Below are 25,388 nucleotides of genomic sequence, written 5' to 3' on the forward strand. Positions count from 1 at the left end.
TTGGAAACCGCAATTTTTTGAAAAAAATTGAGTAAAACTTTCATTTCAGAAAAAAGAGGATTTCTCCCCATTCGCATGATTTAAAAGATTGCCAGAACGCTTTTTTTCTGATATAGTCAAATCATTTCAAACAGCGAGGAGGATTCTATGAAAATCGGCAGCCTGGAACTGAAGCGCACCGCCGCGCTCGCACCGATGGCAGGGGTCGCGGACAGTGCATTCCGCCAGATCTGCAAGGAGTTTGGTGCATGCTATCTGGTCGGGGAGATGGCCTCCGCCAAGGGGATGCACTACTCGGACAAAAAGACTGCCCGCCTGCTCACGGTGCGCGAGCAGGAACGGCCAATCGCGGTACAGCTGTTCGGAGATGAACCGGAAATCCTCGCGGAAGCAGCGCGCAAGGCGCTTGCGTTCCAGCCCGATGTCATCGACATCAATATGGGCTGTCCTGCGCCAAAGGTCGCGGGCAACGGAGGCGGTTCGGCACTGATGAAAAATCCAGCGCTCGCGGCCCGGATTACCGAGGCGGTTGTCCGGGCGGTCGATCTGCCGGTTACGGTTAAATTTCGCAAGGGCTGGGATGACCAGTCGGTCAATGCGGTGGAATTTGCCCGCGCAATCGAACAGAGCGGCGCTGCGGCGGTGACAGTCCATGGGCGCACCCGCCAGCAGTATTATGCGCCCCCGGTCGATCTCGACATCATTGCAGCAGTCAAACAGGCGGTTTCGATTCCGGTAATTGGAAATGGCGATTGTATAGACCTGCCATCTGTAATGAAGATGTATGAATATACGAAATGCGATCTTGTGATGATCGGGCGCGGCGCACTTGGAAGCCCATGGATTTTTCGCCAGGTTGACCGTTACCTGACCGATGGGACAGTCCTTCCCGACCCCAGCCTGCCGGAAAGGATGCAGGTGATGCTCCGGCACATCAAGCTAATCTGTGAAAACAAAGGGGAAAGCGGCGGGATGCGGGAAGCCCGTAAACATGCAGCCTGGTATATGAAGGGGATGCGCGGCGCGCCCGCATTCCGCAAGCAAAGCGGGGAGCTGTGCACCTATGCGGACGCGGAAAAACTGGCGGCGGATGTGCTCGCCCGCAACGGTTAAAATGAAAAGTTTCGCCAGCCTTTTCAAAGGCTGCGGTTTCCAAAGGCAGAGCCTTTGGCCGCTTGTCGCACTGCGAGCCGCAGCGAAGCGTTTCGGAGCGCAACCGCTGAAGGCGGCTCTTGGCGCGGAGATCGAGCGGAACACTTTATCCTGTGAAGCGCATTTTGGGGGGTGAATTGCCGCCATTAGCGGCAGGAGGGGCTTTTTGCAAGAGAAAAAGCCCCTTTGTCAGAGATTTCAAATAGGCTCTAAAAAGGAGTGATATCCTATGCGTCCACGCAAAAAGACCAACCTGATCCCACGGCTCAATGCCTGTGCTTCGATGATCCTGTCGAATCCAACCGCTCAGAAAGGGCGTCTGCGGGAGGCGTTTCCAAATCCATCCGCGCCGCTCCATTTGGAGATCGGATGCGGTAAAGGGGCGTTTATCTGTCAGCTCGCCCAGCAAAATCCCAACATCAACTTTATTGCGATGGAGCGGGAACCCAATGTAGCGGTGATCGCGGTAGAACGGGCGATGCGTGCCGAGCCGCCGCTGCCCAATCTCCGTTTCCTGCTTGATGATGCGGAGAAACTGCCGGAGATGTTCGAGCCGGAAGAGCTGGAGCGCATCTATATCAATTTTTGCGATCCGTGGCATAAGCGCCGCCAGTATAAACGCAGGCTGACTTACCGGGGGAATCTGGAGGTCTATAAAAAACTGCTTGTGCCAGGCGGTGAACTCCAGTTCAAAACCGATAATTATATGCTTTACCACTTTTCAACTTTTGAATTTGCGGCGGTACTGCCGGCCTATTTCACAACCACCGACCTGCACAACAGTGAAGCAGCTGCCAGCAACATTATGACCGAATACGAGACCTATTTTTCCAATCTCGGACAACCGATCTATGCAATTCGTGCACGCAGACAGGACTGAGTATCAAAACAGGCGATGGCAGGGCTTGTCCACCTGTCAGGATTGATGGTATAATGGCTGTGAAACAGCCATTATACCAGAGTTATGGCCAGAACAATTATACCAAGTTCACGGACAATGCCGCCCAAAAACAGAGAGAAAGGATGTTGAACCAAACATGGGACACAATCAATATGAAAGCCCATTTTGCACCCGTTATGCAAGCGAGGAGATGCAGTATATTTTCTCCGCGGATCACAAGTTCAAAACATGGCGCAAGCTTTGGATTGCACTGGCAAAGGCGGAACAGAAGCAGGGCCTGCCGATTACCGATGCGCAGATCAGCCAGCTTGAACAGTTTGCGGAGGAGATTAACTATGATGTTGCGATCGCGCGGGAAAAAGAGGTGCGTCACGATGTCATGAGCCATGTCTATGCCTACGGGGTACAGTGTCCCGATGCCAAAGGGATCATCCATCTGGGGGCGACGAGCTGTTATGTCGGAGATAATACCGATGTCATCATCATGAGAGAGGCGCTGCGGATCGTCCGTCGCAAGCTGCTCAACGTGATCTCGCTGCTTTCAGAGTTTGCGATGAAATATCGGGAGATGCCTGCCCTGGCGTATACCCATCTTCAGCCTGCCCAGCTTACGACAGTCGGCAAGCGCGCAACCCTCTGGATGAACGAACTGCTGATGGACCTTGAGGAGGTCGAGCACCGGATCGCCGGACTGAAACTGCTCGGCAGCAAGGGGACGACTGGCACACAAGCAAGTTTTGTGGAACTGTTCGACGGAGATTCTGCCAAAATCAAGGCAGTCGAGCAGGATATCGCGCAGATGATGGGTTTCGACGCGGTGGTTTCGGTTTCTGGCCAGACCTATTCTCGTAAGGTGGACAGTTTTGTGGTCAATGCCTTGGCGGGGATTGCCCAAAGTGCAAGCAAATTTTCAAATGACCTGCGTTTGCTTGCCAGCTTCAAGGAGATGGAAGAGCCGTTTGAAACCCACCAGATCGGTTCATCGGCAATGCCGTATAAGCGCAATCCGATGCGCTCCGAGCGGATTACCGCGCTTTCCCGTTATGTGATGGTCAATTCTCTGAACCCGGAGTTTACTGCGGCGACTCAGTGGTTTGAGCGCACACTGGACGACAGTGCGAATAAGCGGATTGCGGTGGCGGAGGCGTTCCTTGCTGTGGATGCGATCCTCAAGATCATGCTGAACGTCTGTGACGGACTGGTTGTCTATCCCAAGGTAGTCCGCCAGCGGGTGATGCGGGAACTGCCGTTTATGGCGAGCGAAAATATCATGATGAGCGCAGTCAAGAAGGGCGGCGACCGGCAGGAGCTGCATGAGAAGCTGCGCATCCATTCGATTGCAGCGGCGAAGGTGGTCAAGGAGGAAGGCGGCGAGAACGACCTGATCGACCGAATTGTTGCAGACCCCTCGTTCAATTTGAAGCGCGAGGAGATCGAAGCAGTGCTGCAGCCTGAGCAGTTCACCGGCAGAAGCAGGGAACAGGTGGAAGAGTTTATCCATGAAGTGGTTTCTCCGATACTGGAGGCAAATCGGGAGCTGCTGGGAGAGCGTGCGCAGCTATCGGTATAACGCGCAGAAAAATTTGTCGGGCTGGATACAAGAGCAGGTCCAGATTGATAGTTTTGTAAATAAGTGGTGAAATACACCAAAACAGAGGACGTCCTCTGTTTATGCTTATGTCTTGGGAACATAAGCATAAACAGAGGACGTCCTCTGTTTATGCTTATGTCTTGGGAACATAAGCATAAACAGCTTTGAGCGAATCCTCTTGATCTTGTATAGAGTGTTTTTAGGAGGGTTAAAAACCGAATGAAATTAAAAAAGATGGTAATTGTGCTGTTTCTGACAGTACTGTATCTGCCGTTCGTGCTGGGGCTTGTTTCAAAAGCTGGTGCATGGGCTTGTGATGTGCCTTTGAAAGGCTTCACAGATACTGCTAAAAAACCGGAATTTTCCGCGAGTTCCTTTTTGAAAGGGGATTTTCAGAGGGATTTTACGAAATGGTATGAAGCGAGTTTCAAGCCAAGAGGGGTCATCACAAAAACCTATGCAACGATACGCTATAACTGCTTTAATCTCGGGAACAGAAATATAATCGGATACAACAAGGATATTATTGGAGAGGGATACATCAATGCCGAGTTATGCATTAATGGGGCTCCGGATTTTTCCGAAGAGGCCCCTCGAAAGCAGATGGAGAATTATGTAGAAAAACTTCAAATCCTTCAAAACAAGCTGAAACGTTTTGACAAACATCTTTATGTATATGTTACACCAAGCAAGGCGAATTTTTATCCAGAGAATATTCCAAAGAAATATAAAGCACTTTCGAATGATAATGCAGTCAGATCGGTGGATTATTTTTCTCAATTACTTTCCAAAACCAGCATCCCATATTTGATATGCGCAGATCAAAAGGATTCTTTGGAATATCCAGCTTTTTATACGTCTGGAATTCATTGGTCAAGACCATTTGAGCAGGAGACAAGTGCACGTATTATACAGGAATTATCCGAAATAACAGGCAAAAATTATAGAAATATATTATTGGTAGGAATGAACCAGTCATCAGTTCCTTATTGGAGGGATGCAGATGTATATAATACGCTGAATGTGTGGAATAAACTTCAGGGTTCCTATTACGAATATACAGTAAGCAGAGAGTATAAGGAAAGTTACGACAGAATGAGGTTTTTGCTTCAAGGGACTTCTTTTGGAGAAGGATTTAGAAAGGATATAATGGATTTATATCCGTATGAAGACATCATTATAATAAACAGAGATGAACGAATGGTAGATAGAAAAGAGGCATTTATAACAGAAAATTACAAATATATTGGCTCATGGGATACCTTTAATATTTCAAATCAGTTAGATAACACTGATGTCGTTATTATTGAATCAACAGAAGCGGAATTAACCAAGTATTCCAACGGTTTTGTTGATTATCTGATTGAATTTCTGGATACGTATATGCCTCAGGAAAAAACCGGAAACCATGCGGAGTCCTTAAACTACGCTTTGGATGAAAGGGTTCCACCAGATTCTTTGTATGGCGGATATGGGAAAGAAACAGGATTTGAGTGGCTCAGTAATTATAGTGACATTATTCTGAAAAGCACAGAGATTGCAGCCGCGGGACTGGAGCTTCAAATAGGGATTTCCCCTCATTTGTTTGAAGGGGACGGAACGCCGGACACAGTAGAAGTCTTTGTAAACGGAAAAAGGCTGCTGCAAAAAGATTTTTATGAGGCGTGGTCCGGGTCGCTCTTTATTACAGCGGAGGAACTGTCTGGGATCGGCGACGAAGACCGGTATGACATCGAAATCTATTGCAGCAAGTCCTTCATTCCAAAGGAAAAAGGAATTAACGATGACAGCAGGGATCTGGCAATCCAGCTGATGTATGCGGGGAGGGCGCGCTGATGGTATTTTCTTCTTCAGTCTTTCTGTTTCAGTTTCTCCCGCTCCTTTTATTCCTGTATTATTTTGCAAAGGACAGATACAGGAATCTGGTACTGTTAGTGGCTTCGCTCGCATTTTATGCATGGGGAGAGCCCAAGAATATTTTTTTGATGCTTTTGTCGGTATTTGTCAACTACTGGATCGGAATTCTCCTTGACAAATTCCGCAAACAGGGCAAGCTGCTCCTCACCATTGCAGTAGCCTACAATCTGGGGATTCTGTATATTTTCAAATATCTGAATTTCAGCGTAGATACACTGAACCGGGTGACAGGCGCAGCACTGACCATCCCCCAAATCGCGCTTCCGATCGGGATTTCCTTTTTCACCTTTCAGATTATGTCCTATGTGATAGATGTCTATCGGAAACAGGTGGAGGTTCAGAAAAATATTCTGGATCTGGCACTTTATATCTCCCTGTTCCCGCAGCTGATCGCAGGGCCGATTGTGCGCTATGTTGACGTAAAAAACCAGATCGCGCAGCGCGGCACATCATGGGAAAAATTCCACGCGGGGGTGATCCGCTTTGCAATCGGGTTTTCCAAAAAGGTGCTGATTGCGGATCAGCTTTCCTCCCTGGTGGATACGGTTTTTGCAGGAAAATATCCTTCACTGTGGGGGCATTGGGTTGGCATTTTGGCCTATACATTACAGATTTATTTTGATTTCAGCGGATATTCCGATATGGCGATCGGCATGGGGAAGATGTTTGGATTCGATTTTCTTGAGAACTTCAACTATCCATATATATCAAGGTCGATCAAGGAATTCTGGCGCAGGTGGCATATCTCGCTGAGTACATGGTTCCGGGATTATCTCTATATCCCCCTTGGAGGCAGCAGAAAGGGGAAAGCAAGGACCTATGTGAATCTTCTGATTGTCTTTTTCCTGACCGGATTGTGGCATGGAGCCAGCTTCAATTTTATTGTTTGGGGACTGTTTTACGCCGTATTTTTGATTGCAGAGCGGCTGGGATTTGAAAAGGTTTTGAAGAAGATGCCGGTTGCCCTCCAGCACATCTATTCCTTGTTTGTGATTATGATTGGCTGGGTGTTTTTCCGGGCGGATACACTGGGTGCGGCAGTCGATTTTATCAGGGGGATGTTTGTTCCATACGGAAAAGACATCGCGTATTTGAATGTGACGCTGAATCCGCAGTATGTTTTCTTTCTCGTTATGGGTATCCTTTTCTCGATCCCGCATACAAAGGCGATGAAGCGTGTCAATGCTTCCAAAATAGGCCGCGCCCTGTATGAGGTGTTTGTCCTTTTGACCTTTGTGCTGGCGATCATCTACATGGTTGGCAGTGGATACAGCCCATTCCTTTATTTCAGATTTTAAACAGAGACAGGCGGCAGCCCAGCAAGATGGGCTGCCGCCTGTCCTATGTAGAACCTTCGCAACGGGTGGGAATCATGAACGCAGGATACCGGATTGGTCGATCGCATGGATTGCATAACGCATCTCTTCCTCGTCCTGAACGAGTGCGAGCCGTACATGCCCTTCGCCGGAGGGGCCAAACGCACTTCCGGGGGTGACGAGCACACCGGAACGCTCGAGCAGCTCGAGAGCAAACTGCTCCGCATTTTCAAATTTTAGGGGAAGTTTGGCCCACACAAACATGGTGGCTTTGGAGCGGTCGACCGGCCAGCCGATTGCGGAAAGCCCGTCGCAGAGGATATTGCGGCGGGTTTCGTACGCCTGCCGGGTAACAGCCACACAGGACTGGTCACCGGTGATTGCCGCAATTGCGGTTTTCTGCACCGGGAGGAACATGCCGTAGTCCATATTGGACTTGAGTGTAGAAAGCTTGGAAACAACCTCCGCATTGCCAACACAGAACCCGATCCTTGCGCCGGCCAGACCATAGGTCTTGGAGAGCGAATTAAATTCGACACCGACCTCTTTTGCGCCTTCGTAGGCGAGGAAGCTGCCGCACGTCTGCCCATCAAACACCAGTTCACTGTAGGCATTGTCGTGCAGGACGATAATCCCATATTTTTTTGCAAAGGCGATCAGCTCCTGATAGAACGATGCAGGTGCAATCGCTGTTGTTGGATTGTTGGGATAGGAAACGATCATCAGCTTGGCAGCCCGGGCAACCTGCTCCGGGATTTCGTCCAGGTCGATCAGATACCCGTTTTCCCGGCGCTGGGGCATATAATGCAGTTTTGCCCCGGCGATGCGCGGACCGTCTCCAAACACCGGATAACAGGGGTCAGGCACCAGAACGACATCCCCTTCATCCGCGACTGCGAGACTGATATGGGCCAGCCCTTCCTGGGAGCCGAGCAGAGAGACAACTTCGGTACGGGGGTCCAGCTCGACCCCATACCGCCGGTGGTACCAGGCTGCGGCCGCATCCTGAAGCTCGGCAGTATCGCTGATCGCATAGACATAGTTGCGCTTGTCTGCGGCTTCTCTGGCCATAGTATCCAGAATATGCTGTGCCGGCGGGATGTTTGGCGTGCCGACGCTCAGGTCCACCACATGCACCCCTTTGGCAAGCTGCTGTTTTTTCAGTTCAAGCAGTTTGGAGAAAATCCCCACACCGAAAAGTTCCATCCGTTTGGCAAATTCCATCTTTGGCAACCCCTTTTTCCACATCCCCGTCAAAGCGGGAGCGGGCAACGGCCCGCATATCATCCAAATCGAAATCCTAGTTTCATTTCTATTATAACACAGAGCGGCCCTTTTGCAAACTGTTTTCAGGAAATCACCGCCAATGTTGCGCCGGTATAGTAGTGCAGCAGGATTTCGTCAAAGGTGGCACCCTGCCGCGCCATATAATCCGCGCCGTATTGGGAAAGCCCTACCCCATGCCCGTACCCGCGCACTGTGAAGCAGAACTGGGTACCGTCGCAGGAGATGTCAAAGTCAGCCGAACGAAGGCCGAGCAGGGAACGCAGGCGGGTCCCGGAGAGGTTCTGCCCGCCCGCCAGAAGGCCGGTAACATATCCCCCCTCTGACCGTTCGGTGATCTCAAACCATCCGGAGGGGTCTCCGTCGAGCTGCGCGGACGGGCAGGTGGAGCGGACCGCCTGTGCAACCTGCTCCACCGGAAAAAAGGTTTGCGTCTCGTAGTCGGGAGCGAGTGGGTCCCCGGTGCTCTCGACCGGCACCAGATAGGGTTTTCCGCCCTGCCACACATTGGATGCATCCTCGGTGACCCCGCTGCTCATCGAGTGGTACGCCGCAACAATCGGTTCCCCTTCCCAGGTCAGAAGGTAGGCGGCTACCGGGTCGGCCGCGCTGCAAATTGCCTTCCAGTAGGCGTCCGCATAGCTGCCATACCGTTCCCGGAATACCTGCTCGGTGGTGTAGCTTCTCCAGTTCTGCGGGTCGGCGGTCAGGTCATACGCCTTGCCCGTATTCTGCGCTTTGCAGGCAAGCGCATAGGTATGCGCTGCCACTGCCTGGGCCTTCATCGCCTCCGGATGGAAGGTCGGCGGCATCTCAGCCGCCAGCGCGCCGCGCACAAACTCCCGCCCGCTGACCGTAAAAATTTCCCCTGTCTGCTCGTCCAGAATCCGGAGCCGGTCGTCCGCCTGCACCACCTGCGAGGGCTGGGGCGGCTCCCCGGCCCCGGAATCCGAATGTTCGCTGTCCGCCGTCCAGGTGGGCCTCAATGCGGCAGGCGTGTCCTGTGCGGCTGCGGATGAAAGCTCCAGCAGAGGGATCGGGTGCCGCAGGGCAAGCAGCGGGATCAGAAAGAGCAGGACCGCAAATACCGCATAGTCTGGAAAATTCCTTCGCATGGTGGTTCCCCCTGAATCTGATGATAGAGTCAACACACACCCATTGGATGTGCAATGCGAAACAAAGCCGCCAGAGGCGGCTCTCTGCGGCCAAAAGGACGCAGGCTTCCAAAGAAGGGTTTGATTTTGGAAGCATTTCGGTGATAGTTCCATTTTATGCGGGGGAAACAGGGGACAGTACACTTTGTCCGGATTTTGTGCCCGGATGCATCTTGACCATTTTTCGGGTAAACTGTATAATAAACAGGTCATACCAATCTAATCTTATCCTGCCGGGCATCCGGTCCGGCATCCGCGGCAGGACCGCGGCGAAATGGAGCGTCTTATGAACCGGAAACTGTTGCATCTGTATTTTATTGGGTTTACAGCCGTCTGCACTGTCCTGCGCCTTTTCCTGAAATTTGCCTCGGTCGATCCGCTGACCGGCTACTACGAGGGTTATGGCGCGGTCGTTTGGCTTTTCAACCTGCTTCTGCTGGCGGGCATCGGGGGATGCCTGCTTCTTGGATGGCTCCAACCGAGAAGGTCGTATCTTCCGGTATCCCGTATCCGGCGGATGGCAGCCGTATTGGTGGGGGTTGCCTGCTTTCCGGCCGGGGTTTCAGGGCTGGCGGCACAGTCCGGCCAGCTTGAGATGCTGCAGGGGGCGATTACCATGCCGGCATTGATTGCCGCGTTGGTGGTTACGCTGGTTTCGTTCCTCTGCCTCGGGATAGCGCCATTTGTAACGGGCGGGCTTTTCCTGATGATCGCGCGGCGCACAGAAGATTCGCAGTCCAGGCCAATACACGGACTGCTCCTGCTGGTGCCGCTTGCCTGGCAGGTGGCGCTGCTGCTCTCCTCATTTATGGAATACACGGCCATACGCAGCGTTTCCGACCAGATGCTCACGACGGTAATGCTGATCCTGCTTGCGCCGTTTCTGCTCGCACATGCGCGGGTGCTCGGCCAGATCGACCCGGATCGGGGGGCCAGACAGGCGGTCGTATTCGGGCTTCCGTTTGCGTTGGTTGCGTTCTGTGCCTGCATGGGAATGCTCGCCGCATCGCTTGCAGGGCGGGGTGTTACAGTGGCTCCGTCGCCGGTCTTTTCCGCGTTTTACCTGTTTTTCGGCATCTATGCGGCTGCTTTCTGTCTGGAACTCACACCCGTCAAAGGGTGAACCGGCAGGCATTGCGCGTACAGCGCGAAGAAAAAGCGTAAACTGTTTTGATAGGGACAGGCGCGCTGAAATAGAAAAACGAGAGGGAAATTCCCTCTCGTTTTTTATAACCCAATTATAAGGTCAAGAAGCCGAAATCCTTTTCGCTCCCACGGCGAGACCATCGCAGAAGCAGCCATCCGATCTGTTTTGTATGCGGGCGGGTTATGCTGCCGGCTGTGCGGAGGAGCTGCTTTCCGAGGAGGATAGGATCTCCACAGTGGAAGAAGTATCACGCGGTACATCCCGGATTGCAACCAGCTGGAAATGGTCCTTGACCCGGACCAGCTCGTACATCATATGTTTGTTCTGGGTGCTGGGGCCGCTCGCTGCCGGACGTCCGCCCGCCTGCGTCCATGCGGTTGCCGGCGGGACATACTCGACCTCAAGGGTGTAGCTGTCCCCCTTCTTGACTACGCTCAGAACATTCGGGCTGGGGCCGGCCTCCATGGTGGTGGGGATATAGTAGGTCTTGCTCTCATCGTCGTAGACATAGGTTGTCTCGTAGTCACCAAACGTCTGGTGGTGCAGCTCGACTTCGGGGCCGAACAATCGCGCACAGGCGACGTCAATGTCCGAAGCGGGCACAATCAGACGCAGGTTGGTGTCGTTGTCGAACTGATAGCTGTCCCGCTTCTCGCCCAGCAGGGCGCTCCACATGGACGATTGCAGCAGGAAAAGCGGGTCGGCGTCGACCGCATTTTCAAACGGGACCGGGTCGAACATCAGCACAGGCGCGATGATTCTGCCGAACTCCTCCTTTTCGCCCGAGTTGTCGAGCATGGCGCGGGTAAAATTCACGCAGAATACCGCGACCGAGATCAGCCCAATCAGCATCAGGAGAAGAAAGAGCGTCCCCACCGGAGCGGCGTATTTGTTTTTCCGGGGCTGCATCCGCTCGCCCAGATCGGGGCGGCCCCCGGGTTGGTTTTTTGCCATAGTATTCCCTTTCATGTTCGAATTTGACCGCTTCCGGTCACGATGTATTTACAGGAGGTCAGTTCAGCCAGCCCCATCGGCCCCCGCGCGTGGAGCTTCTGGGTCGAAATACCGATCTCGGCGCCGAATCCGAACTCCCCGCCGTCGGTGAACCGGGTCGATGCGTTGACATAGACCGCTGCCGCGTCAATCTCTGCGGTAAACCGCTGTGCGTTTGCAAAATGGTTGGTCAGGATCGCTTCCGAATGTCCGGTTGTGTAGGTGCGGATGTGCTCGATTGCCTCGTCAAGCGAATCCACCACCCGCAAGGCTAGGATATAGTCGTCAAACTCGGTGGCATAGTCCTCGTCGGACGCGGGCAGGGCCTGCGGCAGGATCGCCCGGGTGCGCGCGCAGCCTCGCAGTTCCACCTGGTGTTCGGCCAGCTTTTCCGCGAGCGCGGGCAGGAACTGATCGGCAATCCGGCTGTGCACCAGCACCGTCTCCACCGCGTTACAAACCGACGGGCGGGAGGTCTTGGCATTGTCACAGATTGCGACTGCCTGCGTGAGGTCGGCGGATGCATCAACAAAGATATGGCAGTTGCCCGCGCCGGTCTCGATCACCGGGACGGTCGCATTTTCGACCACCGCGCGGATCAGCCCCTTGCCGCCGCGCGGGATCAACACATCCAGGTAGCCGTTCAGGTTCATCAGGTCGTTGGCCGAGTCGCGGCTGGTATCGGTCACAAGCAGGATACAGTCGTGGGGGAGCCCGGCGCCCCCGAGCGCACCGCACATGATCTGTGCAAGCGCTGTATTGGAGTGGATCGCTTCCTTGCCGCCCCGCAGGATACAAACGTTGGAGGATTTGAGGCAGAGACACGCCGCGTCAACTGTGACATTGGGGCGCGCTTCAAAGATCATCCCGACCACCCCAATCGGGGTGCGCACCTTCTCGATTTTCAACCCGTTTGGACGGGTGCCGCCATCTATGACCTGCCCAACCGGGTCAGGCAGGCCGATCAGGTCACGCACCGCCCCGGCGATCCCCTCAATACGGGCCGCGGTCAGCCGCAGGCGGTCCTGCAATGATTCGGACATCCCGTTTTGCGCCGCAGCTTTCAGATCCTCCTCATTGGCCGCGAGGATTTCCGGGATATGTGCGCAGAGCGCGTCCGCAATCGCCGCAAGCGCGGCGTTTTTCTGCGCTGTGGATGCACAGGAGAGGGTGCGGGAAGCGGCCTTCGCACGCTTGCCCAGTTCAGTCAAACGGTTCATCCTGTCCACCGCCTTTCAATCGTTGTGCGGCGCCATGAACCAGGTCCCAACCTCTTCCCCGTCCAGCAAACGATAGAGGTCGTTTGGGTTCGCGCCGTTCAGAATCAGCATTTCGGCCCCATGCGACACCGCGAGCTGTGCCGCCCGGATTTTGGTAACCATACCGCCGGTGCCGCGTGCACTGCCTGCGCCCGAAGCCATCGCTTCGATCTCGGGGGTGAGCCGTTCCACACAGGGAATCAGCTGGGCGTCCGGGTTGGTGCGGGGATTGTCAGTGTAAAGCCCGTCGATGTCGCTCAACAGGATCAGCAGGTCGGCCTCAATCAGTACACTGACAACCGCTGACAGGGTATCGTTGTCACCAAACGATCCGCCGGCCTCGATCTCTTCGGTTGCGACCGAGTCGTTTTCGTTGACAATCGGCAGAATATTCATCTCAAGCAGCCGATGGAAGGTATTTTGCAGGTTCTGCTTGCGGACGGGATTGTCCACATCCTCGCGGGTCAGCAGAATCTGGGCGGTGACATGGTTGTATTCGGAAAACAGCTTGTCGTAAATGTACATCAGTTCGCACTGGCCAATCGCGGCGACCGCCTGTTTGCCGGGCATGTCCTGCGGTTTTTCACGCAGGCCGAGCTTGCCCACGCCGACCGCCTGCGCGCCCGAGCTGACCAGCACCAGTTCCCGCCCGCTGTTTTTGATGTCGGCAAGCACCTTGACCAGTGCTTCGACACAGCGGATGTTGAGCAGGCCGCTCGGATGGGTGAGGGTGGAGGAACCGATCTTGACCACCACCCGCTTGACGTTGGAAAAATCGCGCATATTTACACCTTCTTTTTGGTTTCCTCCGGCTCGGATTCCTCCGGCGCCGGGGGTTGTTTCTCCACCAGCAGGCTGAGCACCCGCTGTTCCTCGACCAGCTGGACGGTAACCGTCAGCGGTCCATAGACGTACTGTTCGCCCGCTTCGGGGATATGCCCGAGCATCTCAAGCGCCCAGCCGCCAACCGTATTGTAGTCGCTGTCAAACGTCCGGTCGTCGATTTCAAGAGCCTCGAGCAGCTCAAACACGTTCATGTCGCCGCTCACCCGCCAGACGTTTTCTCCGGCTTCGACCAGCTCATCGACCACCTCGTCGCTCTCGTCCCAGATGTCGCCCACCAGCTGTTCGAGCACATCCTCCATTGTGACGATGCCCATAGTGCCGCCGTAGTCGTCGGTCACCACAGCCAGATGCAGCTTTTTGGCCTTCAGTTCGGTGAGCAGGGCAGAAATCCGCATGGTCTTGTGCACGTAAACGCAGTCGGTCAGCAGATGGGAAAGCGCTTTGGCGTCGTTAAGCACCACCGCCTTGAGCAGGTCGCGCACCTGAAGCACCCCGATGATATTGTCCACCGTCCCGCGGTAGACCGGGATCCGGGAGAAATGGGCCTCCATCACCGCCTTGAGCGCTTCCTCCATGGGGGTATCGACGTCGATCGCGGTGAGGTCCACACGGGGGGTGAGGATTTCCTGTACAGTGATCTCGTCAAACTCGAGCGCCGAGCGGACGAGGTCGCTCTCCTGTTCCTCGAGCACCCCCTCCTGCTCGATCGACTCGACAATGTATTTTAGCTCTTCCTCGGTGACCGAAGGCTGTGCCTCGCCGCCCTTGAACGCCCGGAGTGCAATCTCCTTGATCCCGATGAAAATCCAGACCACCGGCGAGAGCAGCTTCATCAGGAAGGAGAGCAGGCCGCTCACCTTGAGGGCGATCTGCTCACTGTTCTCTTTCGCGAGGGTTTTGGGAAGGATTTCCCCGAAGATCAGCACCACCACCGTCATGACGATGGTGGCGGCAGCCGGGCCATACGCGTTGCCGAGCAGGGCGGTCGCAACCACTGTCGCGATCGAGGCGCTTGCCATATTGACCACATTGTTGCCGACGAGGATCGTCGAGAGGGTGCGGTCAAAATTTTCGGCGATTTGAAGCGCGCGTTTGGCGCGCTTATCGCCGTTGTCGGCATAATTTTTCATGCGGATCTTGTTGAGAGAGGAGAACGCGGTCTCACTCGCCGAGAAAAAAGCGGAAAAAGCAATCAACAAAAGCAGAATCAACCAGGATATGCCACTGTCCAAACGAAAACCAACCTCCAAAATGTTTCATAATTCTTGTCTTGGTTATTTTTATGCCGGCGGAAAACCGAAAAGACTGATTACACTATAGCAAATTTTCCATCCGGCTACAATCAATTTTAGCATAAGTTTATGAAAAATTCAATCTCTGTATCAGCAGACGCTAAGCCGCAGCTCGTAAAACTGCCGCACCCATGCTGGGTCTGATTGGTATGCCGCCGCATCCGCAATCGCTTGCAGGGTCCGTTTCCCCAGCCGCCTGTCCATGACTGCAAAAACCCTGACGAGAGGGTTTTCGGATGCAAGCGCCTGTTGGATGGGTAGGTTGAGATAAGAGAGCGCCGCTTCTAGAAAATCCATCTCGCTATAGGTACCGTCTTTTGCCCACTTTTCTTTTAGTGCTGCATTCCCATCGTCCCAGACGCCGGTTTCTTTCCAGCGCTGGTGGAGGTCCCATTCCCGCAGATAACCGTCCATCCAGGTAAAACCCGCGATCTCTTTGCCGTCCAAGCGGATCGACGCCCGGCCATAGGCGTTATGCACCGCATGGTACCGGGTGAGGAAATAGGAGACCCGCCCTTGCAGCGGCGCGCACAGGAAACTTTGCAGCTGTTTGTTGAGCCCGGACCAGGATTTGTAATGGTTGATCTTTTTCTCCTCCTTTTGCAGGGGGCTTTTTCTCTTGCAAAAAGCCCCCTCTTGCCGCTTCGCGGCAATTCACCCGAAAAAAGCGCTTCTCAGGATAAAGTGTTCCGCGTCCTGCGGGACGCGGCGAGGGCTCTGCCCCTCGACCCCGCGATTTTTTGAAAAAAATCGAGTAAAACTTTTGGTTGAAACAAAGCAACGGCGCGGATTCGACCGCGCCGTTTGCTCTTTATCGATTGTGTTTTTTGGCTTCCATCGCGAGCAGCGCGTCGCGGCGGGAGAGGTTGATTCTGCCCTGCTGGTCGATCTCGGTGACCTTGACGATCACCTCGTCGCCGACCGCGACCACGTCCTCGACCTTCTCGACCCGGCCCATATCCAGCTTGGAGATGTGGACAAGTCCTTCTTTGCCCGGTGCAAGCTCGACGAATGCGCCGAAGTTCATCAGACGGGTGACCTTGCCTTTATAGATCGCGCCGACCTCGGGATCGTTGACGATCGTCTCGATGATCGAGATGGCGCGGCGGATACCGTCCGCGCTGGTGGAGGAGACAACCACTGTCCCATCATCGTCAATGTCGATCTTGACGCCGCAGTCAGCCGAAATCTTCTGGATCACCTTGCCGCCGGACCCGATCACCTCACGGATTTTGTCCGGATGGATCCGGATCGACTGCACCTTGGGCGCATATTTTGAAAGCTCAGGCCGCACCTCGGGGATCGCCTTGAGCATGATCTCATTGAGGATATACATACGGGCGGCGTAGGTCTTTTCAAACGCCTCTTTAATCATATCATAGGTCAGGCCGTCGATCTTGAGGTCCATCTGGATCGCGGTGATGCCGTTTTTGGTGCCGCCGACCTTGAAGTCCATATCCCCGAAGAAATCCTCAAGTCCCTGGATATCGACCATGGTCATCCAGCGGTCGCCTTCGGTGATGAGGCCGCAGGAGATGCCCGCAACCGGCTCCTTGATCGGGACGCCCGCATCCATCAGCGCGAGGGTGGAGCCGCAGATCGAACCCTGCGAAGTGGAACCGTTGGAGGAGAGCACCTCCGAGACCAGGCGGATGGTGTAGGGGAACTCCTCGACCGACGGGATCACCGGCTCGAGCGCGCGCTCGGCCAGAGCGCCGTGGCCGATCTCACGGCGTCCGGGGCCTCTCGAGGGACGGGTTTCGCCGACCGAATAGGACGGGAAATTGTAGTGGTGGATATAGCGCTTCTGCTCCTGGTCGTCGATACCGTCCAGCTTCTGCGCCTCGCTGATCGTGCCGAGGGTCGCGATGGTCAGCACCTGGGTCTGGCCGCGGGTGAACATACCCGAGCCGTGGACGCGGGGCAGCAGCGAAACCTCTGCGGCGAGCGGACGGATCTCGTCCATCTTGCGGCCGTCCACCCGTTTCTGCTCGTCGAGCAGCCAGCGGCGGACAATCTTTTTCTGGAGCTTGTAGAGCACCTCGTCCAGCACCGCAGGATTTTCGGTTTTTTCGTCGAATGCCGCGTGTACCCGGTCGACAATCGGGGCAAGCCGCTCGTCACGGATTACCTTGTTGTCGGTATCGAGTGCGAATTTGACATCCTCGGCGCAGAACGCCTCCACCTCGTCGAACAGGTCGTGCGGGACCTCCATCGACTCAAAGGTAAATTTGGGCTTGCCGATCTCGGCCTGTACCTGCTTGATGAACCGGACCATCTTTTTGATCTCCTCATGGCCCTTGATGATCGCGTCGAGCATAACCTCATTAGAGACCTCGTTCGCGCCCGCCTCGATCATGCAGATGACATCCTCATTGGCGGCGACGGTGAGGTTGAGGTCGCTCATCCGGCGCTGTTCGGCGTCCGGGCAGACGATGATTTCCCCGTTCACCAGACCGATATTTGCGCCTGCGATCGGTCCGTTCCAGGGGATATCCGAGATCGAGAGGGCAAATGAGGTACCGATCATGCCGGCAATCTCGGGCAGACAGTCGGGATCGACCGACATCACTGTCATAACGACCGAGCAGTCATTGCGCATGTCCTTGGGGAAAAGTGGGCGGATCGGGCGGTCAACCAGGCGGGAAGCCAGGATCGCCTTATCCGACGGGCGGGATTCCCGCTTGATGAACGAGCCGGGGATCTTCCCGACCGAGTAGAGCTTCTCTTCAAAATCGACCGAGAGGGGGAAGAAGTCGATCCCCTCGCGCGGCTTGGCGGATGCGGTGACGTTGACGAGCACGACCGTCTCGCCCCAGCGCACCAGCACCGAGCCGTTGGACAGGCCGCACATCTTGCCGGTCTCGAACGTCATGGGGCGTCCGCCGAACGTGGTTTCATAAATCTTGAAATTTTCAAACATGTTACAGTTTCCTCCGTTTCCATTCTTCAAAATTTTCACGGAGCCGGGAACTCTTTAGCAAGTATCTCAACATGCCGGAGCGGTTCCGGGATGCTCAGATAACTGCTAAAAGTGTCGCCGCGGCCCCGTCGTTTCTGGGCTGTGGGATACGCACAGGAAGGCAGACGGTCGATCCGCCTGCCTTCCCTCCATTTCTGTTACTTACGCAGACCCAGCTTCGCAATCAGTGCGCGATAGCGGTTGATGTCCTTTTTCGCAAGATAGCTCAGCATATTCCGTCTTTTACCGACCATCTTCAGCAGACCGCGGTTGCTGTGGTGGTCCTTCGGGTGAAGTTTGCAGTGGGCGGTCAGGTCATTGATCCGTTTGGTCAGGATCGCGATCTGTACCTCCGGCGAGCCGGTGTCGTTTTCATGCTGTTTGTTTGCAAGAATAACTTCCTGCTTTTCTTCTTTGCGCATCATGGCTGTTGTCACCTCAGATTAAAATTTCGTCCGCTTTCTCAGGGGCAGGCGGGTGATTTCCCTGCCTGAAGCAGGCTTGCAGTCCTGTCTCCGGGAAATGGCCGTTTCGAAGGATCATTATACCATAGTTTAGGCAGCTTGTAAAGCATCCATACAGGCCTTTTTGTGGATTTGTGGGTAAAAACGAGGAAAACAGTGGATTCCAACGACCGGATTCGTATTTTAAGGACGCTCTCCAGGCCTGCTTTTCCCTTTAGAGGGAATTTTTTCGTCTGAAACATCTTTTGGCATCCTTCTGGAGACAACGAAAGAACCGCGGACAAGACATCCGATGGCGGCTCAGCCCCGCTCCCAGACTCCGATCCGTCCCGGCAGACGGTCACCTGGCCGGTCGGGGGCCGGTTTCCGGCTGGGTTCGGACTCGGTGATGAAGGGGAGGACCTTCTCCTGCCAGACCGCATACCCTTCCTTGCTCAGATGCAGCCCGTCGAGCTGGTAGTCATACGCGAGCTGCCAGGAGGACTGGTCGAGCATGGGGAAAAACAGGTCGATGTATTCCAACCCTCGCTCCTCCGCCATCTGCCGGATCGAGCGGTTGACCTGTTCGAGCAGCCGGTTATCCGGCAGGGTGCGTATATCGGTTCGGACCGGCAGCAGGCTCTGGACATAGATGCGGGTTTCGGGCATCGCCTGCTGAAGCCGGTCGAGCAGCCCTGCATAATCTGCACAAACCTCCCTGGGGGCGCGCTCACTGAGGTCATTGATCCCGACCAGCAGAAAGAGTTTCCGAGGCCGCAGGGCAACGACCTGGTCCAGCCGGGCTTCCAGACCGGCGATCCGATCGCCGTCGATCCCGCGGTTGGCGATTTTCAGCGTCTGGGAAAGGGCCTGCCAATCCCCCCGGTAGGTCAGGCTGTCCCCGAAAAAGACAAGATCCGCGGTTTCCCCGCGCGGCTCATATTCCTTCAGCATTTGGGCATATCCCTGTGCATAGCTTTCCCCCCGTGTTTGTGCCAGCTGATCCAGATAGAACGCCTTGTCCGGGTCCGCATGGCGCACCCCGTAGGCGGTCAGGGACAGCGCTGCGCAAACAAGCAGGGCGGCTGCCGCTCCCCATCGCAAAAAAATCCCTCCATTCACATCTTTCGACCGGATTCGACTTTGAACCCTGAAAAAAATCCCCTCCCAGAGGGGCCGGATAGGTGCTTACAAAAGCTGATAGTTGGTGAGAACCTCGCGATGGGTCAGCCATCCGAGGCATTTTTCCAGCATCACCCCATAGCGGGTGTCGGTTCCATAGCTGAAAGTGGTCTTGATCGCCAGTTCGACAAAGCAGGTTGCCCGGTCCATTGCCATGGGGAAGCTGTCCCCGGTGAGCATCGCGCCGGTGAGCACGCTCGCGAAGATGTCCCCTGTGCCGGGATAGGAGGTCGGCACATAGTCGTAGTTTACACACCAGTAGGCGTTCTGACGGCGGTCATAGCCCACGTTGGCGCACTCGCCGGAAGCCAGCTCCGCCCCGGTAATCACCACATACCGCGGCCCAAGCTCGGAGAGCCGCGCCATCATGCTTTTAAGCTGCTGGCGGGTGAGCGGCTCGTGACGGTAGGTCTCCCCCAAGAGCAGGTACGCCTCGGTCAGATTCGGGGTGATGACCGCTGCCGACTGTACCAGAAGGCGGATCTGCTCTACCAGTTCAGGGGTATAGGTGCGGTAGAGCTTGCCATGATCCCCCATCACCGGGTCCACCACCGCAAGCGCGTCCGGATAGGCGGAGATGAAGGATTTCATGTCGCCCGCCTGGGAGGGCCTGGAGAGGAATCCTGAATAGATGCCCTCCAGATCGACCGACAGCCGCTGGTAGTGCTCGACGGTGGGATAGATATAGTCGGAGAGGTCGCGGTGCACCAGCTCGCCAAGCCCGCCGGTGTGGGTGGACATGACCGCAGTAGGGATCGGGCAGACCTGCACGCCCATCGCGGATAGGGTGGGGATCACCACTGCGAGCGAGCTGCGCCCAAACCCGGCCAGCGCGTGGATTGCCGCGACTCTCGGCGGACGGTTGTTCATAAGCGGACACCTGCACTTTCCTCGGTTTTGAAAAGATTCTGGAAATTTGTTTTTCATCGGTACAGCCTGTAGATTTGCCCTGCGAACCGGGCAAACTAGTTCAGGCGGATTCCGCCCGGGCCGACCGGAAAGGGAAGCTCTGAAACATTGAAATAGGGAGGTGGATCAGGATGAACAAAGCAGCTACCACAGCGATGACCGGTGTTGCGGTTGCGATGGCAGCGGGGACTGCGGCATATATGCTCTCCGGACATGGCAAAAACAGCACCGGCAAAAAGCTCAAACGCAACGCAACCAAGGCGGTCAAGACGCTTGGGAACGTGCTGGACAGCGTGGAATATCTCATGCATTGAGCGGGAAGGGAGGCTTTCGGCTGCGAAAGGCTCCCTTCTTTATATGTTCGGCGCAGCGGGCGCCGTCCCTTTACAAAAGGAACGGCGGGCAAGCGATTAAATCCCGATCTGGCCTTCGGGCAGAACCCGGCGGCTGGAAGGCTCTCTGCGCATTGCGAGCGAGAGCAGGAACGAGACCGGCCCGAGCCTGCCCATATACATCAGCAGGATGAGCAGCCCGCGTGAAACCGGGCTTGCGGCGCCGGTCACCCCCACCGAGATTCCGACCGTCGCAAAAGCGGAAACACTCTCGTAAAACGCGTCAATCCCGCTGATCTCGGCAGCCCCGTCGGTGAGCATCACACAGGCCGCGCTCATCGCGACCGCAGACAGCCCCATCAGTACGACCGCCAGCGATTTGTAGACCGTCCCGTGGTCCAGCCGCCGCCGGAAGACGACGACCTCCTCATCCCCGCGGGCAACCGAGCAGACGGTCGCAGCCAGGACAACCGCAGTCGTACATTTGATGCCTCCCCCGGTCGAGCTGGGTGCAGCGCCGATAAACATGAACAGTGCGGAGAGGACCTTGGTGCTTCCCCGCATCAGGTCGCAGGGGAACGAGTTGAACCCTGCGGTGCGGCAGGTCACCGAATAGAACCAGGCGGCTCCCAGGCGCTGCGCGTTGTTTGGCAGTGCGCCGAGAGTGGCCGGGTTGGTCCACTCACAGGCCAGCGTCATGAGCATACCGGACAGGAGCAGGATGCCGGTTGCCGCCAGCACCACCCGGGTGTGGAGCAGCAGGGTGCGGGTGCGGCGGTACTGGAACAGGTCGTAATAGACCACAAAACCAAGCCCGCCGGCAATAATCAGCGCGCTGACCGTCCCCATGATCAACGGGTTTCCGTTATAGTTGGTGAGCGAAGAGAACAGACCCTGACCGCCGAACAGGTCAAAGCCCGCATTGCAGAATGCCGAAACCGCGGTAAAGATCGAAAAAAAGATGCCTTGCGCACCGTACTGCGGCACCAGCGCGATCATCAGCAGGAGTGCGCCGGCCCCCTCCGCAGCGAGCGCGCCGCCCACCACCAGCCGGAGCAGCGGACGTATGGTGAATTCCTGCGTACCGATAGATTCGCGCGCGAGGTCGAGGTTTCGGCGTTCCAGCCGCCGGCCGACCGCCATGGAAAAAAAGCTGGTCATCGTCACCAGCCCGAGGCCGCCGGTCTGGATCAGCAGCAGAATCACACACTGTCCGAATCCGGTCCAATGGGTGTAAGTATCATAGATTACCAGCCCGGTGACACAGGTTGCCGAGGTGGCGGTGAACAGGCAGTCGAGCAGCGGGGTCCAGCTGCCATCCCGGCTGGAGGCCGGCAGCATCAGCAGGAAAGTCCCGATGAGGATCACCATTGCAAAGCTGACCGCGATGATCCGGGCCGGAAACCGGAAGAGGAACCGGAACCGCGCCTCCTTCCGTCCGCGCCCAAACGGCTCCGGGCGGGAGATGCGGACCGGGAACGACCCGGTCACGGCTCCCTTTTGACCGTGAGAAACCGCTTGGCTTCCCGGATCAGGTTTTTGTCATTGCGGAAGGTGACCAGCCCGTCCGCCTCATCCAGCAGGCACCAGCGGTAGTCGCTGATCTCCTCCTCCTGTTTGGTGACAGTGTCATCCGCTTCCGGGCTTGCCAGAAAATAAACCACCTGCTTTTTGACATGCGGCTTGGGAAAATATTCAACACTCTGCCGGAACCCGTCCATCAGGCGCACATCCAGCCCGGTCTCCTCCTTGATCTCCCGCAGAGCGGTTTGCAGCTCGTTTTCTCCCGATTCGACATGCCCCTTGGGGAAAGACCAGTGGCCGCCGCTTTTATGCTTAATCAGCAAAAGCTCATATTTTTCCTTTCGTTTGCGGTAGACCAGCGCACCGCACGATTTTTCACGCAACATTTTAATCGTCCTTCCTGCCGCGGCGCCGGACCGCGCCGCATGCCTCCTGTGTGCAGAACACGAAATTATGCTGTTCAGGGCCTGTACGGAACCCTTCCGGAGCGGTAAAAAAACCGGCTGACCATTGTAGATGCGGGTCCGAAATACAGGGCTTTTAATAATATACCACGTTTGGGGCCGGTTTAAAAGTAGTATTTTCTGTTTTTTGCAGAGCGCAGCCAGCGCTTAAAACCACATTGGCTCTGCGCCCTGAAAATGTGGCGCCGGGCCATTCTGATAGGGGTCGTAGCGGTTTTCGTTGCAGCCAAACTCCTTCAAAAAGCGGATTTTGCAGTCTGCCGTCCATTGGATCAGCGATATTCCATCAAAGGACTCTGTCCTCCCGCCATCCACAGTATTTTTAAAATACCATTCCACAACCGTTTGCTCCCCCTTGTGGAAAAACTGCCTGATCTCCCATTGCAGAACGGTCCCGCGTGTGTTCCACTCGTCGAACCAGAGCCTGATTTTTTCGATCCCGTGGTATTCGGGCCCCCAGCTTTCGATGTAAACCGCGTGCTCGTCAAAAATCGCTTCGATCCCCACATTGCTTTTTTGGAGCCACATCGCAAACCATGACCGTATGACAGCCTCCCGTTTATCGGTTTTATCCATAGAGCGCTCCTTTCAAGATGCCGCGTACAGGGCACCTGTATTCAGCTATTTTCCAGACCGGCGCTGAATAAAATGATTATAGCATACGCGGCGGGATACGCGCAAGGGACCGCCCTGCCCGGCTCATAGAGTGCTGTTCAGCAGTGAGATGTCCCCCCTTCGGGAAGGCAGGCTGTACATCAGCCGATTTTTTAAAATTTTATCTCCACAAACAGGGATATTTGTGCTATACTGTTTTTGTTCCAACAATTTTCTGATAAAAAGAGGGTCTGTATGAATCTGCTTCGTAAACTGCTGCGTGGAATCTACTATTTCTGCGTAGGCATCAAAACCGCATGTTCCGATCTGATCGAATGGTACACCTCCAACAAGAATATCCCCCGCCCCCTGCGAAACCGGGCGTCCTTGCTGGTGCTCCTGCTGGCCGTGGCCGCTGGCGGTTGGGGTCTGGCTTCGATGCTGGGAAGCGGTGGCATTGAGGGGCGTCAGGTCTCCGCAAAACCGGATGAAACTTCGAGCAGCCAGGAAGAGCCTGCATCTTCCTCCACGCCGGAACAGTCGGAACCGGAGGAGTCCACGCCGGAGCCCGAGCCGGAGGAAGACAGTTCCTCCGAGCCGGCAGAGCAGGCGGAAAAGGTTGACGCGGTTGCAGCTGCGACACGGTATCAGCCGATTACCGCTGAAAAATTGTCCGCCACGATCACCGAGCGGGTAAATCAATATTATGAAGCAGGTATCGTATCCAATGAGGGAGGCGGCTCCGCCGGTGCGGGAGTTGTCTACACCCCGCCTGCATCGGGCGACATCGCGGCATGGAAGGCGATCAACCCGGATGTACGGGGGTGGATTTCGATTTCCAATACCAACATCAGCTATCCGGTGGTTGTGGGGCCGTATACCGATTACTATACCCATCGGGACGTCTATAAAAATGCAAGCCGCAACGGGTGCATCTGGTTCGATTCGGATACCCGGTTCGATTCCAAGGGGGAAATCCTCTCGCAGAATGCGGTGATCTACGGCCATAACTGGACCAACTGCTGGAGGCCGGTCAATATCGGGAATCCGAACGACGTGATGTTCGCACAGCTTGCGGCATACGACAATGCTGCATTTGCCGCCGCCAACCCGTATATCCGGGTTACCACCCAGGGCGGAGACCACCTTTATCAGGTGTTTAGCGTCTTTTACACTACGCTCGATTTTGCCTACAATTATGCGGACGGTTCGACCATCCCGGGGATCATCAGCACCGCGAAAGCTAAGAGCATCCACAACTTCAATGTCTCGGTCGGCTCGAGCGACCAGTTTATCACCCTGTCGACCTGTACCCGGATCCTGGGGCAGCAGCTGGGTGAGAACCAGCGGTTTGTGGTGATGGCGAAGAAGATTTCCTAATCCGGCGTATTTCCCACAGGAGAACAAAACCATGTTGAAAGATTTGATATTTGGCATCCTCCGCCCCTTCCTGACCGCCTATGCACTGATACGGTATGGGAGCATCTGGGGGTTAAAGGAACATCTGATGCGCCGCCCGAGCAAGCTGCTCCGCCTGACCTATGGCCACTTCTTTTTGCAGCGGGGGAGTTTTGTCGGGCTGACGAGCGAAATTGCGGGGGTACCATGTTTCCCACACGGGATTCAGGGGATTTTCATTTCGAATACGGCAAAGCTCGGTAAGGACGTGGTAATCTTCCAGCAAGTGACGATCGGGTCGAACAATCTGCCCGATACCAAAAAGCCGGGCAGCCCAACGATCGGAAACAATGTCTATATCGGGGTTGGAGCCAAGGTCATCGGGGGAATCACAATCGGGGACAACTGCCGGATTGGAGCGAATGCGGTGGTTTATGAGGATATGCCGCCGAATTCGGTCGCGGTCTGCGCGGCGACCCGGATCATCTCCAAAGATGGCGAACCGCTCGACAATACCTACCGCACGACCCTCGATGGGGTGGATTACGTTTTCCAAGACGGCAGGCTGCACAGAGCGGAACCGTCGTAATGGAACATTCGGGCAAGTTTTGCAAGCGTGAGGGAATTTGGTTTTTTGGGTTTCTGGAATCCCATGAAAGTGGAGGCTGCTGAAAGAGCCGCCCTGGTCAAAGGGAGAGATCAATCAAAGGCCGTATCACCGGTTCGGG

General features: G+C 55.4%; 24 protein-coding genes. 10 read left to right on the top strand and 14 right to left on the bottom strand.

Annotation, left to right across the window (positions count from 1 at the left end):
- Positions 1-147: 147 nt before the first annotated feature.
- The 5 genes from dusB (at position 148) to C814_RS10040 (ending at position 6,859) form a co-directional block, all read left to right on the top strand.
- Positions 148-1,113, top strand: coding sequence for a tRNA dihydrouridine synthase DusB (dusB, locus tag C814_RS10020; protein WP_016317689.1), 966 nt, complete (start codon positions 148-150; stop codon positions 1,111-1,113).
- A gap of 268 nt (positions 1,114-1,381) precedes the next feature.
- Positions 1,382-2,032 (top strand): tRNA (guanosine(46)-N7)-methyltransferase TrmB, encoded by a 651-nt coding sequence (gene trmB / locus C814_RS10025; protein WP_016317690.1) that lies wholly within the window; start codon positions 1,382-1,384, stop codon positions 2,030-2,032.
- Between the two features lie 157 nt (positions 2,033-2,189).
- The gene (gene purB / locus C814_RS10030; protein WP_016317691.1) at positions 2,190-3,623 is read left to right on the top strand and encodes an adenylosuccinate lyase; all 1,434 of its coding nucleotides are present in this window, start codon (positions 2,190-2,192) and stop codon (positions 3,621-3,623) included.
- Positions 3,624-3,863: 240 nt separating this feature from the next.
- Positions 3,864-5,480 (top strand): alginate O-acetyltransferase AlgX-related protein, encoded by a 1,617-nt coding sequence (locus C814_RS10035; RefSeq protein WP_016317692.1) that lies wholly within the window; start codon positions 3,864-3,866, stop codon positions 5,478-5,480.
- A gap of 149 nt (positions 5,481-5,629) precedes the next feature.
- Positions 5,630-6,859 (top strand): MBOAT family O-acyltransferase, encoded by a 1,230-nt coding sequence (locus C814_RS10040; protein ID WP_369750548.1) that lies wholly within the window; start codon positions 5,630-5,632, stop codon positions 6,857-6,859.
- A gap of 72 nt (positions 6,860-6,931) precedes the next feature.
- On the opposite strand, the gene C814_RS10045 is transcribed toward C814_RS10040, so the two are convergent.
- Together C814_RS10045 and spoIID are read right to left on the bottom strand one after the other, a co-directional pair.
- On the bottom strand, positions 6,932-8,101 hold the full coding sequence (locus tag C814_RS10045) for an aminotransferase class I/II-fold pyridoxal phosphate-dependent enzyme (RefSeq protein WP_022788296.1): 1,170 nt from the start codon (positions 8,099-8,101) through the stop codon (positions 6,932-6,934).
- A gap of 125 nt (positions 8,102-8,226) precedes the next feature.
- Positions 8,227-9,276, bottom strand: a complete 1,050-nt coding sequence (gene spoIID, locus C814_RS10050) for a stage II sporulation protein D (protein WP_016317695.1) — start codon at positions 9,274-9,276, stop codon at positions 8,227-8,229.
- 325 nt (positions 9,277-9,601) lie between these two features.
- Between spoIID and C814_RS10055 the strand changes: the two genes are divergently transcribed.
- On the top strand, positions 9,602-10,438 hold the full coding sequence (locus tag C814_RS10055) for a hypothetical protein (protein ID WP_016317696.1): 837 nt from the start codon (positions 9,602-9,604) through the stop codon (positions 10,436-10,438).
- Positions 10,439-10,642: 204 nt separating this feature from the next.
- On the opposite strand, the gene C814_RS10060 is transcribed toward C814_RS10055, so the two are convergent.
- The 5 genes from C814_RS10060 to C814_RS0104120 form a co-directional block, all read right to left on the bottom strand.
- Complete coding sequence (locus C814_RS10060; protein ID WP_022788297.1) at positions 10,643-11,416, bottom strand: hypothetical protein; 774 nt, start codon at positions 11,414-11,416, stop codon at positions 10,643-10,645.
- An 11-nt stretch (positions 11,417-11,427) separates the two neighbouring features.
- Positions 11,428-12,675, bottom strand: coding sequence for a glutamate-5-semialdehyde dehydrogenase (locus C814_RS10065; protein ID WP_016317698.1), 1,248 nt, complete (start codon positions 12,673-12,675; stop codon positions 11,428-11,430).
- Between the two features lie 15 nt (positions 12,676-12,690).
- Entirely contained in the window at positions 12,691-13,497 is an 807-nt protein-coding gene (proB, locus tag C814_RS10070; RefSeq protein WP_016317699.1) for a glutamate 5-kinase, read from the bottom strand.
- Positions 13,498-13,499: 2 nt separating this feature from the next.
- Positions 13,500-14,792, bottom strand: a complete 1,293-nt coding sequence (locus tag C814_RS10075; protein ID WP_016317700.1) for a hemolysin family protein — start codon at positions 14,790-14,792, stop codon at positions 13,500-13,502.
- A gap of 150 nt (positions 14,793-14,942) precedes the next feature.
- Positions 14,943-15,332 (bottom strand): SF0329 family protein, encoded by a 390-nt coding sequence (locus C814_RS0104120; RefSeq protein ID WP_016317701.1) that lies wholly within the window; start codon positions 15,330-15,332, stop codon positions 14,943-14,945.
- Between the two features lie 36 nt (positions 15,333-15,368).
- Here C814_RS0104120 and C814_RS10080 point away from each other — a divergent pair, with 36 nt between their 5' ends.
- On the top strand, positions 15,369-15,596 hold the full coding sequence (locus tag C814_RS10080; protein WP_016317702.1) for a hypothetical protein: 228 nt from the start codon (positions 15,369-15,371) through the stop codon (positions 15,594-15,596).
- Positions 15,597-15,663: 67 nt separating this feature from the next.
- On the opposite strand, the gene C814_RS10085 is transcribed toward C814_RS10080, so the two are convergent.
- From C814_RS10085 to C814_RS10095, 4 genes are all read right to left on the bottom strand, one after another.
- On the bottom strand, positions 15,664-17,775 hold the full coding sequence (locus tag C814_RS10085) for a polyribonucleotide nucleotidyltransferase (protein WP_016317703.1): 2,112 nt from the start codon (positions 17,773-17,775) through the stop codon (positions 15,664-15,666).
- A gap of 197 nt (positions 17,776-17,972) precedes the next feature.
- Positions 17,973-18,239, bottom strand: a complete 267-nt coding sequence (gene rpsO, locus C814_RS10090) for a 30S ribosomal protein S15 (protein ID WP_016317704.1) — start codon at positions 18,237-18,239, stop codon at positions 17,973-17,975.
- Positions 18,240-18,578: 339 nt separating this feature from the next.
- Positions 18,579-19,361, bottom strand: a complete 783-nt coding sequence (locus tag C814_RS0104130) for a GDSL-type esterase/lipase family protein (RefSeq protein ID WP_016317705.1) — start codon at positions 19,359-19,361, stop codon at positions 18,579-18,581.
- A gap of 84 nt (positions 19,362-19,445) precedes the next feature.
- Positions 19,446-20,309: a pyridoxamine kinase gene (locus C814_RS10095; RefSeq protein WP_016317706.1), complete on the bottom strand. Its 864-nt coding sequence runs from the start codon at positions 20,307-20,309 to the stop codon at positions 19,446-19,448.
- A 170-nt stretch (positions 20,310-20,479) separates the two neighbouring features.
- Between C814_RS10095 and C814_RS10100 the strand changes: the two genes are divergently transcribed.
- Positions 20,480-20,662, top strand: a complete 183-nt coding sequence (locus C814_RS10100; protein WP_016317707.1) for an acyl carrier protein — start codon at positions 20,480-20,482, stop codon at positions 20,660-20,662.
- 96 nt (positions 20,663-20,758) lie between these two features.
- On the opposite strand, the gene C814_RS10105 is transcribed toward C814_RS10100, so the two are convergent.
- The 3 genes from C814_RS10105 to C814_RS10115 form a co-directional block, all read right to left on the bottom strand.
- A complete protein-coding gene (locus tag C814_RS10105) occupies positions 20,759-22,171 on the bottom strand; it encodes a TrkH family potassium uptake protein (protein ID WP_016317708.1) in 1,413 nt (470 codons plus the stop codon).
- A complete protein-coding gene (locus C814_RS10110) occupies positions 22,168-22,590 on the bottom strand; it encodes a bis(5'-nucleosyl)-tetraphosphatase (RefSeq protein ID WP_016317709.1) in 423 nt (140 codons plus the stop codon). The genes C814_RS10105 and C814_RS10110 overlap by 4 nt, the downstream gene beginning before the upstream one ends.
- A 225-nt stretch (positions 22,591-22,815) precedes the next feature.
- Complete coding sequence (locus tag C814_RS10115; protein ID WP_016317710.1) at positions 22,816-23,244, bottom strand: nuclear transport factor 2 family protein; 429 nt, start codon at positions 23,242-23,244, stop codon at positions 22,816-22,818.
- Positions 23,245-23,517: 273 nt separating this feature from the next.
- Between C814_RS10115 and C814_RS22140 the strand changes: the two genes are divergently transcribed.
- Together C814_RS22140 and C814_RS10125 are read left to right on the top strand one after the other, a co-directional pair.
- The gene (locus C814_RS22140) at positions 23,518-24,642 is read left to right on the top strand and encodes a class B sortase (protein ID WP_016317711.1); all 1,125 of its coding nucleotides are present in this window, start codon (positions 23,518-23,520) and stop codon (positions 24,640-24,642) included.
- Between the two features lie 31 nt (positions 24,643-24,673).
- Positions 24,674-25,249 carry a serine acetyltransferase gene (locus tag C814_RS10125; RefSeq protein WP_016317712.1) on the top strand — a complete coding sequence of 192 codons (576 nt, stop codon included), beginning with the start codon at positions 24,674-24,676 and terminating at the stop codon, positions 25,247-25,249.
- Positions 25,250-25,388: the final 139 nt, after the last annotated feature.

The organism is Anaerotruncus sp. G3(2012) (assembly GCF_000403395.2).
Classification (GTDB): Bacteria; Bacillota; Clostridia; order Oscillospirales; family Ruminococcaceae; genus Anaerotruncus.

Coding starts and splice junctions, on each gene's coding strand:
- dusB (WP_016317689.1), top strand. CDS start 148: ATGAAAATCGGCAGCCTGGAACTGAAGCGCACCGCCGCGCTCGCACCG.
- trmB (WP_016317690.1), top strand. CDS start 1,382: ATGCGTCCACGCAAAAAGACCAACCTGATCCCACGGCTCAATGCCTGT.
- purB (WP_016317691.1), top strand. CDS start 2,190: ATGGGACACAATCAATATGAAAGCCCATTTTGCACCCGTTATGCAAGC.
- C814_RS10035 (WP_016317692.1), top strand. CDS start 3,864: ATGAAATTAAAAAAGATGGTAATTGTGCTGTTTCTGACAGTACTGTAT.
- C814_RS10040 (WP_369750548.1), top strand. CDS start 5,630: ATGCTTTTGTCGGTATTTGTCAACTACTGGATCGGAATTCTCCTTGAC.
- C814_RS10045 (WP_022788296.1), bottom strand. CDS start 8,101: ATGGAATTTGCCAAACGGATGGAACTTTTCGGTGTGGGGATTTTCTCC.
- spoIID (WP_016317695.1), bottom strand. CDS start 9,276: ATGCGAAGGAATTTTCCAGACTATGCGGTATTTGCGGTCCTGCTCTTT.
- C814_RS10055 (WP_016317696.1), top strand. CDS start 9,602: ATGAACCGGAAACTGTTGCATCTGTATTTTATTGGGTTTACAGCCGTC.
- C814_RS10060 (WP_022788297.1), bottom strand. CDS start 11,416: ATGGCAAAAAACCAACCCGGGGGCCGCCCCGATCTGGGCGAGCGGATG.
- C814_RS10065 (WP_016317698.1), bottom strand. CDS start 12,675: ATGAACCGTTTGACTGAACTGGGCAAGCGTGCGAAGGCCGCTTCCCGC.
- proB (WP_016317699.1), bottom strand. CDS start 13,497: ATGCGCGATTTTTCCAACGTCAAGCGGGTGGTGGTCAAGATCGGTTCC.
- C814_RS10085 (WP_016317703.1), bottom strand. CDS start 17,775: ATGTTTGAAAATTTCAAGATTTATGAAACCACGTTCGGCGGACGCCCC.
- rpsO (WP_016317704.1), bottom strand. CDS start 18,239: ATGATGCGCAAAGAAGAAAAGCAGGAAGTTATTCTTGCAAACAAACAG.
- C814_RS10095 (WP_016317706.1), bottom strand. CDS start 20,309: ATGAACAACCGTCCGCCGAGAGTCGCGGCAATCCACGCGCTGGCCGGG.
- C814_RS10100 (WP_016317707.1), top strand. CDS start 20,480: ATGAACAAAGCAGCTACCACAGCGATGACCGGTGTTGCGGTTGCGATG.
- C814_RS10110 (WP_016317709.1), bottom strand. CDS start 22,590: ATGTTGCGTGAAAAATCGTGCGGTGCGCTGGTCTACCGCAAACGAAAG.
- C814_RS10115 (WP_016317710.1), bottom strand. CDS start 23,244: ATGGATAAAACCGATAAACGGGAGGCTGTCATACGGTCATGGTTTGCG.
- C814_RS22140 (WP_016317711.1), top strand. CDS start 23,518: ATGAATCTGCTTCGTAAACTGCTGCGTGGAATCTACTATTTCTGCGTA.
- C814_RS10125 (WP_016317712.1), top strand. CDS start 24,674: ATGTTGAAAGATTTGATATTTGGCATCCTCCGCCCCTTCCTGACCGCC.